The sequence below is a fragment of the Paenibacillus sp. FSL H8-0034 genome, assembly GCF_038000305.1.
Lineage (GTDB): Bacteria > Bacillota > Bacilli > Paenibacillales > NBRC-103111 > Paenibacillus_S.
In genome coordinates, this window is the sequence record NZ_JBBOBS010000001.1 from 6,503,695 (window position 1) to 6,521,231 (window position 17,537).

The window sequence follows — 17,537 nt, forward strand, 5'->3', positions numbered from 1 at the left end:
CTCCAGTCTATAAAGTCACAAGAATATGGCCAAAGCGTGTTGCGGTCTGTATCGGCACCGAATTCGGATATTTCTCTGCTATGTAGCTTTGTACCCTTTGTTTCGTGTCGGCAACAATCGGGATACGATGAACGGGCAGTAATTTCATGATGGATTCCAACGCCTCCTCAGGCGACATCAGAACGTCACGTTGTTCTTCGAACACGCGAAACTCGAATTGATATTGACGGGCATAGAGTATATTCAGCATGTAGACGATATCCAAACGCATGTCTGGCTGTTCTCCTCCCATCAGCAACGGCCATAACTCACGTATGAGGTTATGCTCCCTTTTTCCAGCATACATGCTTAGAAAGCAATACTTTCGGGCGCATTGCAACGCCTTTTCGAGATATTGCCAACTGCTGATGGCCGGGCACATGGAGGCGAATACGAGATCAAAGGCCTGGTTCCAACCTTCATGATCAACAAGAATGTCTTCCCATAAAGCCTCCTTTCCGTCGATAACAACGCCGTGGCTGTGGGCATTTTGCTGCAGCAGTTCGAGCATCGCCGAAGAAGGATCAAGCGCCGTCACCTGAGCCGAACGCAGGGCAAACGGGACGGCAAAGGCTCCAGGACCGGAACCGATGTCCAAAACCGTGGCCCCCTCGAAACTTACGCCAAGCTGCTCCAGCCATTGAATGACTGGCTCTGTCCGTTTTTTCCCTGCATCTCCAAGGACGTTCCCGGCAAAAGATTGCGCTCGGTTATTCCACATAGTGATCGCTAGATCCCCGTGTTGTTTTTGCGTGTGCTGCCAGACTTGATCCCACGAGGAGCAATCCTTAATATTGACAGTTAACATAGCACTCACCTCATTATTGTATTAACTAGCATTTCAAAACTATATTCACGAAACCTATCAAACTTCTCCAACCAAGGTAACTGCGAGCAGAATTCCTCCTTTTTTGCTGACGATTGGCATGTAGTTTTGAAACTCCCCTAATTGAAAATGATTATCATTCCTATTGGTATCTTACTTGAAAACATATCTATGATCCAATGCATTTTATGTAATAATATCATTGATTTAAAGGAATGAGCGGTGGAAGCGACATGTATCGGAGTTCTATAAGGGGCTCATGAATGCGTAAAAAAGCATGCGGCAAATTCGCCGCATACTCAGAATGTCGAGACCCCTCGACAGAATTTATTATGGATTAGTGGTATATCATGATCACATTGTCTCTTTGGATATCGACCCAAAATATTCTAATACTACATGACGGAATTCCTGAGCAATCCGCGAAATGTACCTACTCTTGTGCCATAACAAAGCAATCTCCCGTACCAACTCGTGGTCCTCTAATTTGAGATAACAGATATGTTCCTGTGGATTTCTTGCTGTACTTGGTATAAAAGCTATGCCAATTTCTGCTTCCACAAGAGCGGTTAGCCTAGCAGGTTCATCTCCCTCATATACGTATTTAGGCGCAAATCCAACCGATTTGCACATAGAGTCCACTAGATCGCGAGTACCGTAGCCTCTCTTTACACCGACAAACCATTCATCCTTTAATTCTGCCAAGGATACGCTGCTTTGATCTGCCAGACGATGCCCTTTGGGAACAGCTACTAAAATCGGGTCTACATACACAATTTCGCATTCAATGTCATCCCCTTGTATGGAAGGTGAAGACAAGCAAAAATCGACCTCTCCTCTATGAAGAAGCGTAACCATTTCCTGTGTGGTCAGCATTTGCACATGAAATTGAACATTGGGGCGTTTTTTCCGAAACTCCCGAAGGATATTTGGCAGCTTGCTTGCGGCGGTCACCGCCAATTCGAGTGTGCCATATTCCGGGCTGGATAAATCAGTAAGCTCCTGCTTCCCCTGCTCCAATTCAAACAAAGCCCTTTCTGCACGGTGAAGGAATCTTTTGCCGTACTCATTCAATCGCAGCTTCCTCCCTATTCGATTGAATAGGGGGACTCCTAAATCCTCCTCCAAGCGTTGTATCGTTTTGCTTAGTGACGATTGCGTAACGTGCAGACTTTGCGCAGCTTCGGTCACATGCTCCAATCGAGCTAATGTAAGAAAATATCGTAGTTGAAGTAGTTCCATATTGCACTCTCCATTCATTCCTTCATGTCACTGAAATCATAACATAAAATGCATTGGAATGAATAATTCATTTCGGGTAAGTTGACATTAATATGATGGAGTAAGTGATACAAAATGATCACAGCAGGTGGTTGGTGGTATCCGTACTCCTTTCCAGGATTCATACAATTAGAAATTATCCGCGTTCCAAAATACAGAGGAAATTTCCGGAAAAAGCACTCTTAGGTATTGTATGCCCTCGGCTGACTGGTCTTCTAATGTGCGGTAACCGTTCAAAAGTAGCATGATCCACTGAGCCTCGTTGAGCTGCAGCGAAATATTATACACTGCAGATGCGGAACCTCTTACGACTTCCACCTCCTCCTCACGAATGCGTATAACCATTTCCTGATCACCAAGTCCAACCAGAGCGTTGCAGGAAGAACCAAGTTTTCTTTTGTCTCGCTTTGCAGCATTCGTCGCGAGAATTCAGGAACGAGCTTGCTAAGTAGCCGAAGGTCTCTGTTCGTCTCTCCATACAACGCCATGATCGTTTTCAGATCGGTATCCTCATACCCCCTTAAAGAGTATAACGTCGAATTATCAAGCCGCATCATGTTTTGAGCATCGGCACTCTATACTTTTTTGGGATAAGAGAACCACCCTACCTGCTCGTAAAATGATTGAATATTTGTATTCAGAAGTGATAAATCGTAGCCATTTTGTTTCATGAACTCAGATTGCCTGCGTAAAATGCGCTGTGCCAGACCACGTTTTCTGTATTCAGGCAATGTTGACACGTTGCCAATGCCACCAAGCTTTAATTCCAATGATCCGAATCTTATACGAAGTGTGAACAACTGGACTGCCGCAGCTATTACGCCATCTATAACCGCAATCCATGTTGTATCCGTGGAATAGGCGTTATCATATTCCAATCGTTCTTGAAAGAAGCTTTTTCCTCGCGGAAGGACAGTATCCCATACATCGTAGATTTGTTCCAATTCCTTTCGTGAATGGATAGTTCGAATATGGATCGTTTCCATCTTTCAGCACCTCCTAAGGCTCGATTTAAGACATAAGCTCCGTGTAGTCCTGTAGAAACTGATCGTAGATTTGATTTGGTAATTCCAGCAAATCTTTCGTAGCTTGCATATGCTCACGCAAATGCTGCAGCATCTGTTCAATACGCGCACGATAAATCAACTTTTGAAATGCAAGATTATTTCTCTCCTGAGGGTCGTTGATGACGTTGTACAGCTCTATATACGTCTCATTCTTAAACATATCGACGATCAGCTTATAATCGCCATCGACGATACATCGCCCAAAGTTGCCTCTTCCTCCATTGCCATCGTATTGAATAAAAATTCTTTCGCGTCCTTTTATACTACCAGCAATTAATGGCATGAGTGATCGGCCGGACATAGGAGACTTCGGCTGAATCTGCGTATAATCGCATATCGTCGGCAGCACATCAATACTGCTGACTAACGAGCTGCAGGAAGTTACGGCCGGTTTGAAATCAGCCGGAAACTTCATAAACAGCGGCGTACGTACGGATTCTTCATACATACACATTTTTTGCCATAATCCGTGTGAGCCAAGCATTTCACCGTGATCACTCGTAAAAATAATCAGGCTATTGTCGTACTGATTTTCTTTCTTTAATTCGTCGATAATTTGTCCCACGCCATAATCAAGTAATGAGACCAATCCCAGATAGACTTTCCATATTTGTTTCCAATCTTCCCTTGAGTATCGGGTTCCTATGGCGCCGGTCAAGTTGTATAACTGGAGCGGTGACTGATTCCGGCACCACTCCCCGACATTCACGGGTAAATCAATCGTATTGATCAAATCAAACCAGGGGTCGGGTATTTCAAGGGGAGGGTGAGGAGCATGGAACATCACATTGAGCATAAAGGGTTTGTTGCGATCGCGCTCCCTGATCGCTTTCAGAGCGTCTCTGGTTATAAACTCGTCAATGAAGAACTCCTGACCTTCTTCGTAACGGCCAACTGCGGGTATTGAATACGATTTTGGACGTGTTATCATTCCATAAGCCATTTCCGGGACGATCCCCTGAAAAGCCGGTCCGCCAGGCCTACGCTTATGATGCTCCTTCAAAAACGCTTCGTATCGGCCCTCAAGTTTTCTCCAGTTCGTTTGGCTGTCAGGGGATTTATCCAGACTAGGCTCCATCTTAAGATGCTGTTTTCCTGTATGCCAGACGTCCCAGATGTTATCCATAAGCCCGTATAGATGGTCAAGGTCCGGACTTACTAAGGAGTGCATTTCCTCACCCCGATTAATTATACAACCTGTTTCGTTAGGATACATGCCAGTAAAGAACGCTCCGCGTGCAGGGACGCAAATGGGAGAAGCGCAGTACGCTTTTTCGAATACGACGCTGTTTTCCTTTAACCGATTGATGTTTGGAGTATGGACGCCGATGGCATCCAGTCTCAATTGATCCGCCATAATAAGGATAACATTCGGTTTTTCCTTCCTCATCGGCATAACCTCCATCCAAGCAATTTTTATATATAATAAATTACACTTGTTTGAGCTCTACGATTCTATTCTCCATTCGGGACTGGTCTGCCGCAAATCCGATCAAGTGCCCATCTAGCGATTTCTCCAGTGATGTGGAGGAAATTGATGGTGACGCGCCCTGCAATACTTTGACGAAATCGGCGACAATACGCAAGTCTCCTCCTCCATGCCTATCCCCGGACACTCCAAGTTCGATCTTCTGCTCGGCATATTCATGACCTTTACGGGCATCGGGATGTCGGATGAAGTAAGTTCCTTCATCCATTTCTCCTTGAAGTTCACCCTTGGTTCCTATGATGTGGATAGAACGTTCTCGTTTCGAAACGCCGCCTGTCATAACATGCGTCGCAGTACTGCCGTCCTCGAACTCTACAATGACCGTCTGATGATCGACCACATCGTTATTGCAATGCCAAACGCATCGGCCGTACGGGCTGTCGATCCGCAGCGATTCCGCCAATTCCTCATCGCTTATCGTGACACCTAAATGTGTATTGTAAGTTACGTATTCTTTCCACAGACGCTGCTCGATGTAGTTTTTCCGTGCGGAGTAAGGACAAGTTTCCTCAATGGCACAATCGACCAGACACCGGGTGCCCGCCCCGACAGGCGCTTTCTCCGGCCGGAATTGCAGCAAGCTTCCAAAGCTGCTTACTTTCACCGGGCGGACATCCCCCTTCATCCAGGTCAAGATGTCCAAATCGTGGCAGCTTTTGGCCATGAGCATGGAGGAACCGCTTTTGGCCTTGTTCCCCCACTTTCCCCTCACGTAAGCCATTGCCATGTGGTGATAGCTGACATTCTCGCTTGTTGTCAAACTGACGATATCACCAATTACTCCGTCAGCAAGTTGACGGCGAATGGATTCATAGAAAGGCGCATACCTCAGCACGTGGCAAATCATAACCTTTCTGTCGCAGCGCTGAGCTTCTTCATACAACTTCAATACTTCATCTGCGCTGACACCAATCGGTTTCTCCAGCATGATGTCATATCCAGCCCTCAGCAGCGGAATCGAAGTAGCTACATGAATATGATCCAAGGTACCGTTAATTACGGCATCGGCCATCTTGGGCTTACAAGTAAACTCCTCGAGATCGGCAAAGCAGCATTCCTCAGGTAGCTCGAAGCGTTCCTTGGTTAGAGTTCTGCGCTCGCTATCCGGCTCGACGACCCCGACAATTTTCATTTGATCGGGATGCTGCTCTGCGAATGAAGCGTAAATCAGGCTGCGGTGACCGGCCCCCACTATAACGACTGTAACTGGCCCCTTATCACTATGTTTCACAGACATGATGTTCTTACTCATCACTGGCCCCCCAGACTTTGTAAACCGGACAAGTCGGCGATGAATACGCGGCGTGTGCCACCCACATATCCATTAAAGACAAGATGCTTATTGTCCGGTGCCCAAGCAGGGTGAGGATCGACGCGAAGCACACCTGATACCTTCGTTCCTGGATTAGCAATATTGATTCGTACAATAGTCGATTCGCTCTTTTCCTGAAGATCGATGAAACGCAGCGGAACGGTTCCGTCACCGAAGGCTACTTTCTCGTGTCCATAGGAATCGGTAACGATATGTCTTCCATTAGGATGGACAGTCGGGTGCCCGGATCCTGGAATCGAGTCGATAATTTTGCCAATATTCGTACCATCCGCATTGACTTGAACCAAATACAGCTGTTTATCGCCATCGAGACACAAATTCATCGAAAGCCGTTGGCCGTCGGGGTACCAGTTAATATGGTGGCCGCCCTTTTCCCATTGTTCTGGACCTACTGCGACTCGGATATCACTGCCGTCTGAATTCATAGTGACAACCCAGTACTTCAATCCCCCCTGAATCATATTCCACGGCTGTTCCTGTTCCGTATGAAACCATCTCATGGTAAATAGGATCCGGTCGCCCTGCGGGTTAAATTTGCAATGAAATCCATAGCATTCGCCATGTTCATACAGAGACTTATCGATACCCGGCATAGCGCGGTCAAATACATCCTTAATGGATACTAACAGCTTGCTCTCACCGGTTTCCGTATCCAATGCATAGAGACCATCGTCTTCTCGAAAGCCGTAGTTGCGCGAAACATGCTCATCTGGAACGACAACGCCGTATCCTTGCTGCGTTCGCCGCATCCTTTTTGCACAAGCGGAAATAATCGTTTTGCCGTCCGGAGAGATTCGGTATATACTTCCAGGCATATTCCGCTTTTCACCTGTATGCGGGTTTAGGCGCACGCACAGAGCTTCCCATGTTGTCGTATCCACATCGTTGTAAAATATGGAATCGTCGTCCGCGCCCCAGTTGATGTTAGCGCCCAGTTGCGGCTCCCAGCCGTATGTTTGCGCGACAATCCGCTCTTCAGCTGTATGGAGATCGACGAGTACAATGTTGGCCGCTTCTCCCGGTTCAGGAAGGCGAAGTTCCTGTGGAAGCTGCAGCAAGGCGACATAACGCCCAGACGGGCTGACAGGCGATGTATCGAAAAATCGGTGTAAACAACCATCTGTCTCTGGAGTTATGCACCACACAGGGACGAGTGGATTAAAATCGTAGTATCGGGGAAAATGCTCGCTAATGTTCAACAAAACTCACTCCTCTAATTTAACTGCCTTAATTCGTTACCTGTCCACTACTTAGCTTGACCTGATCGGATTCCAGTGCAATATGATCGCCAGTCATTTCCATATGGTTCTTCAGTATAGCCACAAGCTGGTTCAATTCTTGATTATGAGATCCTGATACCGCCAAATTTGTCGTTTCCTGAGGGTCGCTCACAACATCGTACAGCTCCAGAAAAGTCTCGTCCTTGAACAGATCCGCGATCAACTTATACTGCCCCTTGACGACACTTCGTTGGAAATTTCCTAAGGAGCCGTTTCCATCATACTGAATAAACACAGCCTCACGCTCTAAGCTCGTTCCTTTCACTAATGGCATTAAGGATTTCCCGGATAAGGACTCGGGTCTCTCCAAGCCGAGGAAATCGCATAAGGTTGGCAGCACGTCGATCGAGCTGACCACTTCATTGGATTCGCTGACCGCAGGGACATAGTCGGATGGGAACTTAATCCATAGCGGAGTTCGAACCGACTCCTCGTACATACACATTTTCTGCCATAACCGATGTGAGCCCAGCATTTCTCCATGATCGCTGGTGAAGATAATGAGGGAGTTATCGTAGAGGTTCTGCCTCTTCAATTCACCGATAATACGGCCGATCCCATCATCCAGCAGGTTGACCAAACCAAGATACTTGGCCCAGATGGATCGCCATTCTTCGCGGGAATAGCGAGTTCCAAGCACTCCTGTCAGATTATACATTTGCAGGGGCGATTGATCTGGATACCAGACCCCGACATTGTCGGGCAGCTCGATCTCTTCCTCCCTGATCATGGAATACCAAGGCTCTGGAAGGTGATAGGGTGGGTGAGGGGCTAAATACATGGTGCTTAAAAACAAAGGCTTCTCATTGTCTCTGGAGGTTAGAGCGTCTAATGAACGATTTGTAATATATCCGTCAAAAAAATAGTCCAACCCTTCCGTGTAGCAGTCCATAGCAGGGATGGAATAACTTCTGACTGTTGTATGCTGACCGGTTACCATCTCAGGCACGAGTCCCGTGAACTTCGGACCTCCCGGAGCTTGTTTTCCGTGCTCCAACAGGAAGTCCTTATAGCTGGCTTCGGTATCCCAGTGTGTTTGCGATTCAGCTTGCAGTTCGGGCTTCTGGTTATAAAATAAATGCTGTTTACCGGTATGCCAGCTGTCCCAATGCTTTTCCATCAGCTGGTACAGATGGGGAGTTCCATCCTTAACCATGCCGTGCATTCGATCCTGTTCCGTCCATGGGTTGATCAAACATCCAGTTTCATTGGGATATCTCCCCGTGAAGAACGCCCCCCGGGCGGGAACACACAACGGGGAAGCGCAGTAGGCTCTGTTGAAAACAACGGATTCCTTTTTCAGTTCGTTTAAGTTGGGCGTGTAGGTTCCTATGGCATCATACCTCAACTGATCAGCCATAATGATAATCACGTTTGGCTTTTGATTATTCATACACTTATTTGCCCCATTTCTTCCTATTTTGTTCGACTGCCGCAGTTAACTTGCTTAAACCGACATCGTTCATCTCTTTCACATATTGATCCCAGTTAGTGTTAATATCCTTGGCACCGGTCACAAAATTGATTGACCATTCCGTCTGTTTTTTCTCAATAGACGGCATCAAATCCTTGGTCGCTCCATAGGACAACGCCGTAAACGGAGGCGCGACACCGGATTTTAAGGAGTAATCCACGTTTTCCTTCAATGCGCCTTCCACGTCCATTGCTGCAAACGAATAATCTGTGGTCATGGCCGTTAAATGTCCCAATGACGGAATGATATCCCGATCATAGAGAGCCGTTTTAACCATCTTGCCATTTTCCATTGTATAATGGACACCTTCTATGCCGTAGTTGAGCATCTTGATCCCTTCTTCACTATGGGTATAATCAATGATAGCAGCAACTCTTGCCAGAAAATCTTCATCCCTGCCTTTCTTAATTACAACAATAGGCTCCGTATTGCTCGAGTCTACTCTACCCGTATCTCCTGCTGGCCCTTTAGGCATCGGAATGATCAGCGACAGCTTCGCATTTTTGTTGGATTCCGCTAAATCCTTTTCGAGGGCCACATATCTTTCCGTAGGAGCCACCATAACTCCGGAAACTCCGGTGATGAACTTGGCCTTGGCTTGAGCCTCATTCGATGTAAACACTTCACGGTCAACTAAACCTTCCCCATATAATTCTCGGGCAAATTGCAGAAATGATTTATATTGCGGCATAACGGGTTCAAACATCCATTTGCCGTCTACTTTCCCCCAGTTGTTCACTCTGGTAAAGCCAGTAGATAAGCCCATAAATGCGTTCGAGCCAAGTGCAAACGTTAAAGGGACTGTGTTGGTCCCCCCCATTTTATTGTCTTTAAAAGCTTTTAGCATCGATTTGAATTCATCCATGGTCGTCGGCTTCTTCAATCCAAGTTGATCCAGCCAATCTTGACGAACAACTATCACATTTGGAATGACTCCCGCTTTGCGGGACGGTAGCTGAAATACTCCGTTCTCCTCACGGAACTCCTCGGTCCCGGGTTTGTCCATGTAAGCCTTCAATGCTTTTAAATCATACTTTTCGGCGTACTCGGTGAAATTCATCAAAAAACCATCTTCTTGTAGCTGGTTGTAAACATGCGCCCCTGTACTAAGCGAATATCGGAACAGATCAGGCATATCACCCGCAGCGATTCTTAACTCCAGGTTTTTTAGGTATTCTTTAGCCAAGATCCGCTCCACTTTAATATTTACATTGAATTTTTCGTTCATATATTTGATAATCGCGTCATCGGGATGCACATCGCGGGGGCCCCACTGAAACCATTTAATGTCATACTTTTTCGCCAAGCTTATTTTACCTGGTCCTGCAGCGGAATCCTGATTCTTGGCACTCTTAGAATCCATGCTGTTACCGGAATTATTCGAGCACCCCATAACGGCAATAACCAGAACGAGAATAAGGATTAAAGCGGTCATTTTTTTTGACAACATACATAAACACCCTTTCCTATCTAGGTTTTGAAAACTAGCCTTTTAATGAACCCATCATGATCCCACTCACAAAATATTTTTGCAAAAACGGATATACCGTGAGGATTGGCAATAAAACAATTACGATATTCGCCAAACGTATCGTTTCAGAGCTAAAGCCCTCTTCTCCGGATTCTGCCAGCATGACGGACTCCAAATCCTGTGTGCTGTTAATCATTTTTTGCAAATATTCTTGAACCGTTTTTAATTCCTTGTCGGTAACAAAGAATACCGATTGCATATAGGTGTTCCAGAAGGACACCATGAAAAACAATCCGATCGCCGCCAGTATCGGCTTGGACAACGGCAAAACTATTGTGAAGAAGATACGGAAATCATTGCAGCCGTCAATTCGGGCGGCCTCCTCTAATTCTTTAGGAAATTCCATAAACGTCGATCTCATAATAATTAAATAGAAGGTATTGACCATATAAGGTACAATATATACGGCAAAATTATTGATCAGCCCGAGCTCCTTGTAGTTCATATAATCAGGAATTAAGCCGGCATTCATGAACATCGTCATAACAATCAAGAACATGACGAATTTGGAGCCTTTGAAAGGCTTGGATAATCCGTAAGCCGAATAGGCGGTCATAAATAAGGCGACGGCTGTACCTATTACCGTAATCAAGAATGTAACCCTTAGATGAATAAAGATCGTACCGTCTTGAAAAATTTGCTTATATGACGCTAAAGTTGGTGCTGTCACCACCATTTTGAACCGAGAGGTTAAATATTCGGATTCCGACATGAAAGAAGCGACTACCGTCTGCCAAAACGGATAGAGCATGATGACGCACAATAGTACAAGGACAGCCGCGATCACCGCATCTCCTATGGGATGCTTACTGTCCCGGATCGTATGGGCCATTAGATAATCCCCCTTTGCCCAATGACTTTGGCTAATCGATCCGCCGAATAAACGAGAATGGCTGCTACCAATGTTTTAAAGAGTCCTGCCGCAGTGGCCAAACTGTGCTTGCCTTCTTGGAGTCCTACACGAAATACATAGGTATCGATAATGTCCGCCACGCTGGTTACCATCGGATTGCTCATCACCAGAATCTGTTCAAAACCTACATCAAGCAAATGACCAATATTAATAATGAACAGAACTACGATCGTGTTGGAGATGCCCGGAAGCGTAATATGCCAGAGCTGCTGCATACGCGAAGCACCGTCCACACGAGCTGCTTCATACAGAGATACATCGATCCGGGTCAATGCCGCCAAATACAAGATGGTACCCCAGCCCATGGTTTTCCAGACCTCTGATGCAACCAGAATCCCACGAAAATATTCCTTGCTTCCCATAAAGTAGATCGGCTCGTGGCCGAACCATTTCACAACTTCATTGATTAACCCGTCATGTACAGATAATAAGCTGTATATGATTCCTCCCAGAACCGACCAGGAAATAAAATGAGGAAGATACAAAATAGACTGGCTGATTCTTTTGAAAATTGCGTTTCTCAGTCCATTCAGCATCAACGCCAGCAGTATAGGTGCAGGAAAACCAAACAAGATCTTATAGAAACTGATAATCAGTGTGTTGACTAGAGCTTGTTGGAAATCGGTTGAACTGAACAATGTGACAAAATGGTCAAAGCCTACCCATGGACTTTTCTCTAACGGCCGCGTAATTCTAAAGTCCCTGAATGCAATCTGGATAAAATACAACGGTTTGTACCTGAAAATAATGTAATAAAGTAAAGCCGGAATAATAAAAAGAAAAATTTGATGTTTAGAATAAAGCATTCGAATTTTATGTAATTTGTTTTGCGCCATCTTATCTCTCCTTTGGTGTGGAAACGCATACAATTGATATACCTAGTATACTTTTACTTCCCTATGAAAAACAGAAGGTGAAAACCAGATAAAACGTGGGTTATTTTACAAAACGAAGCCGGAGTAAAATTTAAAGCCTGTTATGTTTGCGGTATTCCCTCGGACCCATATGTTTGGATTGTGTAAACAGCTTGCTGAAATGCTTCTCGTCTGAATAACCAACTTCTTTGGCAATCTCATAAATTTTCATTTCCGTCCCGACCAGTAATTGACAGGCCGTTTCGATTCGTTTCGTGATTAAATATTTAGAGAAGGTCATGCCGGTGTACTCCTTGAACTTGGAGGATAAATAACCGGGACTGAAGTAAAATTGCTTGGCGACATCCTCCAGGCTCAAATTGGCCATATACATCCCGTCCACATATTCTTTTACGGCAGCTATGCTTTCATTCTTCTTCTGCTGTATTCTTCGGTGTACAATTGCACTCCGTGCTTCTATGACTCTGATCATATAAGCCTCTAAATCGATTAACGAATCAAATTCATTCAAAGTAATGGCTTCATTCTCTTGTTCCTTCGTCATTTTTTCAAATTGCGCGACAATCTGGATACATAAATATTTCATATCCGAAACACTTATTTTTTTGCTCACGCATGCTTCGGCAAATATAATCCTGATCCAGTTGATCAAGCTTTCGTTGTCTCCCGAATAAACCCAGTTGACCCAATGCATGTCCGAAACCAAGTTATAATTCACACTATGTTCCTGCCCTTGCCAATCTTTATAGAATAACACCGACCGTTCCGCACTTTCCGAGTCTCCCGACCTTAGATAATCGACCGTCTTCATCGCTTCCTTGTAGATGAGAGGAATCTCTGATCTGAAAGACTTGACGTTGCCGATTCCGATTTTGTAGACGGTTCGGTCTAGGTGATGCTCCACTATACGGATCGAATCAAGCAACCTCTTATGGAACAATTGGCTTTCTTCACCCTCCCTATAGAAAATGAAGTGAATATAATGGTTATCTCTTTTAATCAAATACTTCAGCGGAAGCGTGTCACGGTCACAAAAGTCCGCGTACAATGCACGGGGCGAAGAAAGCCAGACACTCACTACACAATAATTATCTTCATCCCCTGCGTGACCAAGCTCTAACGGACTGCGGCCACTCCTATATTCCTGAAACATATAATCGTTTTTAAGCAGCAGCAGCTGGTTGCGTTGCTTGGTCTCCTCCAGTCTATGGGATAAAGCTTGATGCAGCTTCTTTAATGATTCCTCCAGTTCCGGAAACATATTAAGTTTAATGATGTAATCGAATGCTCCTTCTTTTATCCCCTTTTGAGCATAAGTAAATTCGTCGTAACCGCTAAGCAAAATAACCTCCGTATCCGGCTGTTCATTTTTTAACTTCACCAGCACTTCCAGCCCGTTCATGGCCGGCATATGGATATCCATAATAACCGTTTGAGGCTTATGCTCCCGGAACAGCTCCAAAGCCTCTTCTCCGTCAGAGGCAACCGCTATTAGCTTAAATCCTAACGATCCCCAATCTATGGAATCTTGCAGTCCATCTCTAATAATTTTCTCATCATCCGCGATCATAAGCGTAAAAACATTCATCCAACCAACCTCCCGGCTTGCAAAATGATTTTCATTCTAATTCGTGTTCCCGCGTCATAGACGCTTTCAATTTCCAATCCGTACGCTTCGCCAAATTCAAGATTTAATCTTTCGTGGACATTGGATAATCCGCAATGAACGGATTGAGCCTTGTTATTCATCGTGTTAATGGTTTCGGCAAGCTGCGCAAGATCCATTCCTTTTCCGTCATCCTCTATAATAATGATCAGATCCCCATCTTCCCGTTGGCTGGAAATCTTGATGGTTAATAACCGGTTCTTTACCATGGCATGATGAATAGCGTTCTCAACAATCGGCTGAAAAATAAATTTAGGTATTTGAACCTTATAATAAGCTTCGTCAACTTCTATATAAAAAGCCAACTGCTTCTCGAACCGAATGCTCTGAATATGCACATAGTTGGTAACATGCTCGAGTTCCTCCTCAAGCGTAATTAAATCCTTGGACCCAGATAAGCCCGTTTTCAAGAACTTGGCTGTTGCCACAAGCATCTTACTCGCCTCCTCTGACTTCCCTGTTTTAAGCAGCAGCATGATGGATGTGAAAATATTTTGCAGAAAGTGCGGATTAATTTGCGACTGCAAAGCTTTAAACAAGAGCTTGTTGATCCGCTTTTCCATTTCCAGGTTTTCGTTTTCTTTAGTCATTAAATCTATCGATAATGCTTCCAGCCTGCTTAACATATTGTTGAAATTTGTAGCCAGAACAACAAATTCAAAATCATGCTCGGTTCCATGTAAGCGAATTGATTGGTCTCCCGGGTATTCTTCCATCAGATGGATCGCCCTGCGTACAGGAGCGGTCATACGCTTTCCCAATATCGTAGAGGCGATAATAATGATACCTAACATACAGAAAATTTCAAACGAGTACATTAGGATAAAAATATAGCGCTGCTCTTCCCACGATGCCGGAACAAACAGCCCTAAATTCCACTCTTCCTGATCATCTATGGGGATCGTGGAGAACAACGTCTTTTGGCCTTTCACGGTAATATATTTATAGTCAATCGGATCGCTTATCATATCCTCGGCGTGCTTATGAATGTATTCTGAATAAGGATGATCCAGGGGAGAGCTGATCATTTGGAGATTGTCACCGTCGGTTTTCCGGTTCATGAGGATGATGGCTGATGTACCGCTTGTATGTTGTCGGTTGTCGAGAACTCCATTGATTCCGAATTCCATATATCCCATATACTTAAATATGTTCGATTTATCAACCGTATTGCCTAGATATTTGAATTCCTTTTTCATGACTAATAGGGGCTGCGCGGACGCAAGGGCCGGTTTATTTCTCGTATTGGAGAACACAAGCCGGTTATGGGCATCGTAGATGGAAATATAACTTAAGCTCTTATCGATGATTCCCTTCCTGATTAATATGTCGGAGAATTCCCTGTTCCATTGCATCGATTCTCCGTTTGCCTTCATCATAAGCTCTTGAAGCTCTCTGTTAAGGGACAAATACCTCATATAAGATTGGTACGATTGCAAGTTATTTTCGATGTTTTTTGCGGTCTGCTTGAAAATATGAATGTTATCCTGTCGCGAGTTCTCCTCAATAATTTGATCGAAATTATGAAAAGATATGAGGATCGTACCGAGGGTTGGAATAATAATCATAGAGAAAAACAGGAACAGCTTTTTGTATACACTGGAATGCTCTTTATAGGTTGTAATATAATGACGGATCGAGTCACGTTCTTCAAATCCTTTGACCTGCTTGAGTTTTTTTATGAAATCATACACCGGATTTAATATGATTCCCGTGTTAATATAGGCGATTGAAGCAAATATAATAAAAATAATCAAACCGTAACCGACAAGATTCCACACTATTTGCTTGGTACTGTGTTCGACTTGACTAATATCCCTCAATAAAATATATCTGTCTCCCTGTTTATACTTTATAGAGACGATCTGATTTTCAAGCCGCGTTGTAACTATAGCCCCCGCATCTGTCGGCTCCATAATTTTATTATTAAAAAGTTCCTTTATTTTCAGTTGATCCCCGTATATCACTTGATCTTTCGCGTTAAGCTTGATTAATTTGAGATCACTTTGGTCGAGCAGCTTCTGAAAATCCAATATTGCAATGATATATGCCCCATCTTGTATCGGCGCAATTAATAAGCTTTCTTCGTAAAAATCGCTCTGTCCGTATTTCCAATCCTCCTTCAATTGAGTCCATAAGTATTCGTTTATCGCTTGCGAAGCCGCTCTTTCATCCATGTTGTCCGTATATGAAATAATTTCATTTGCTATGGAAGTCCCGATTAATACTTGATTCTGATACAAAAAAATGCCTTTGAACTCTTTATTCGAATACAGAAACGTCCGCAGCTCGGAATTAAAGTCAAAAGCCTTTCTTAATAGGGTATTGTCGTCTTTGACGTCGCTGTCAAAATTAAAATGGAAATCGTCCATAAACAGTTGGAACTTTTCTTTGCTTTTATAAACTGAATTTTCCATTGTTTCAAGGTTGATCGACAGCTCACTTTCGTTGGAAAGCTTCATATTGCCTATAATTAAATTTTTGGAAACAAGATAACTAATTAAGGAGGAAATTGCCATGAAAGCAAGCATAAGCCCTAAAAACAACCCATTCAACTTCATCCTGAATGACATTTGAGTCGCTCCTTCAACGCATATTTGTAGAATCATTAAGATCAATGTTATCAAAGTACAAATAATTTTACCATGATTTCGCAACACTTTTTTTAAGCCAAGTCTTTCAAGAAAGCAACTATACTTTGCTCAAAAAAGATCAAATAGAATAAGAAGCACATGTCATTATACAAAATATGTAAAAACGGATTCAGTCTACTTTCTTGACATAGGTCCAGACGAAGAGCAAATAAAAAAGAACCTCCTCAAAAGGAAGTCCCCATACTGTGTATTAAGTCACTTTATACATCCCTTTTTGCAACAGGGAAATTGGACACCCTGAATGTAAAGTTTCTAACATAAAAAAAAGAGAGCTGCTAAAGCTCTCTATAAGCTGGCTGCATCATCCCTTGAGTGGGCTGATCCTTGGTACTCATAATATTGCGACTGAACCGGTGCATGAATTTGTGCCTCCGCTGGCAATGGCGGCTGCTGATATGGCTCATCCACATACATGATTCTGCGCTGAATTTGCATGAGCCCATTCACAACGCGAAGCGCGATCCAGAAAAGTACAAGGCCAACGCCTACGTACAGCAAATATTGTTGATTATAGGTCCAATTTAGCTGAAAATAATTAAACAAGTTATTCTCTAAAATATCAAGCTGTATTTCATTCATCAAAATGATATGCACGACTGGAAGAGCAATAAATCCTATTCCTAGTGAAAGCACCGTTACCATAATAACAAAAAATACAATGCCTGTTACAAATTTTAGTAAGACGAGCAGTAGATTTCGAATGAATAGTCCACTGTCAAAACCTCTCACCATTCGCATCAACCAGTTCTGCCCAGCTTCAGACTGTTGATTGTAGGTATACGAAACAGGAGGAGTCGGTAAACCTAAAATTTGTCTAATCATGCTTTGTTCAAAATTCACAATCCCATTCAACAGCTTAGCTACTCCAAAAAACAGCGGTATTCCGATAAATATTGGAGTTAAACCGATTGATAGTGCAAGTCCCGTTATCGCTACTGTAAAATAGATAATTCCTAACGGGAGAGACAGCAATAAATAGAGGATCGTTGCATAGGTTTTTGGATTAAAAAGCACCCACCTTACTTTACCTGTTGGCGCTTTTACAGTCGCTTCTATTGTTTTCATATTCAAACACTTCCTTTGGCTTCATAAGTCACGCTCTAAGTTAT

At 43.9% G+C, this 17,537-nt stretch carries 13 protein-coding genes and 1 pseudogene; all 14 read right to left on the minus strand.

The annotated features are described in order from the left end of the window. Positions 1 to 7 precede the first annotated feature (7 nt). Positions 8 to 847: a class I SAM-dependent methyltransferase gene (locus NST47_RS29190; RefSeq protein WP_341158270.1), complete on the minus strand. Its 840-nt coding sequence runs from the start codon at positions 845 to 847 to the stop codon at positions 8 to 10. Between the two features lie 372 nt (positions 848 to 1,219). After that, positions 1,220 to 2,107, minus strand: coding sequence for a LysR family transcriptional regulator (locus NST47_RS29195; protein ID WP_341158271.1), 888 nt, complete (start codon positions 2,105 to 2,107; stop codon positions 1,220 to 1,222). A 168-nt stretch (positions 2,108 to 2,275) separates the two neighbouring features. After that, the gene (locus NST47_RS29200; protein WP_341158272.1) at positions 2,276 to 2,491 is read right to left on the minus strand and encodes a hypothetical protein; all 216 of its coding nucleotides are present in this window, start codon (positions 2,489 to 2,491) and stop codon (positions 2,276 to 2,278) included. A gap of 230 nt (positions 2,492 to 2,721) precedes the next feature. After that, positions 2,722 to 3,132 carry a GNAT family N-acetyltransferase gene (locus NST47_RS29205; protein WP_341158273.1) on the minus strand — a complete coding sequence of 137 codons (411 nt, stop codon included), beginning with the start codon at positions 3,130 to 3,132 and terminating at the stop codon, positions 2,722 to 2,724. Between the two features lie 25 nt (positions 3,133 to 3,157). Beyond that, positions 3,158 to 4,603, minus strand: a complete 1,446-nt coding sequence (locus tag NST47_RS29210) for a sulfatase family protein (RefSeq protein ID WP_341158274.1) — start codon at positions 4,601 to 4,603, stop codon at positions 3,158 to 3,160. Positions 4,604 to 4,643: 40 nt separating this feature from the next. Continuing rightward, positions 4,644 to 5,954: a Gfo/Idh/MocA family protein gene (locus NST47_RS29215; protein WP_341158275.1), complete on the minus strand. Its 1,311-nt coding sequence runs from the start codon at positions 5,952 to 5,954 to the stop codon at positions 4,644 to 4,646. Beyond that, positions 5,954 to 7,234, minus strand: coding sequence for a TolB family protein (locus NST47_RS29220; RefSeq protein ID WP_341158276.1), 1,281 nt, complete (start codon positions 7,232 to 7,234; stop codon positions 5,954 to 5,956). Before NST47_RS29220 ends, NST47_RS29215 begins: the two co-directional genes overlap by 1 nt. Before the next feature lie 28 nt (positions 7,235 to 7,262). Beyond that, positions 7,263 to 8,708, minus strand: coding sequence for a sulfatase family protein (locus NST47_RS29225; RefSeq protein WP_341158277.1), 1,446 nt, complete (start codon positions 8,706 to 8,708; stop codon positions 7,263 to 7,265). Between the two features lie 4 nt (positions 8,709 to 8,712). Further along, positions 8,713 to 10,239 (minus strand): extracellular solute-binding protein, encoded by a 1,527-nt coding sequence (locus NST47_RS29230; RefSeq protein WP_341158278.1) that lies wholly within the window; start codon positions 10,237 to 10,239, stop codon positions 8,713 to 8,715. A 34-nt stretch (positions 10,240 to 10,273) separates the two neighbouring features. Next, positions 10,274 to 11,152 (minus strand): carbohydrate ABC transporter permease, encoded by an 879-nt coding sequence (locus tag NST47_RS29235; protein ID WP_341158279.1) that lies wholly within the window; start codon positions 11,150 to 11,152, stop codon positions 10,274 to 10,276. After that, a complete protein-coding gene (locus NST47_RS29240; protein WP_341158280.1) occupies positions 11,152 to 12,039 on the minus strand; it encodes an ABC transporter permease in 888 nt (295 codons plus the stop codon). Before NST47_RS29240 ends, NST47_RS29235 begins: the two co-directional genes overlap by 1 nt. 160 nt (positions 12,040 to 12,199) lie before the next feature. Further along, positions 12,200 to 13,696 (minus strand): response regulator transcription factor, encoded by a 1,497-nt coding sequence (locus NST47_RS29245; RefSeq protein WP_341158281.1) that lies wholly within the window; start codon positions 13,694 to 13,696, stop codon positions 12,200 to 12,202. Further along, positions 13,693 to 16,293 carry a sensor histidine kinase gene (locus tag NST47_RS29250; protein WP_341158282.1) on the minus strand — a complete coding sequence of 867 codons (2,601 nt, stop codon included), beginning with the start codon at positions 16,291 to 16,293 and terminating at the stop codon, positions 13,693 to 13,695. Before NST47_RS29250 ends, NST47_RS29245 begins: the two co-directional genes overlap by 4 nt. 410 nt (positions 16,294 to 16,703) lie before the next feature. Further along, positions 16,704 to 17,493, minus strand: a pseudogene (locus tag NST47_RS29255) (sensor domain-containing protein). Between the last annotated feature and the right edge of the window lie 44 nt (positions 17,494 to 17,537).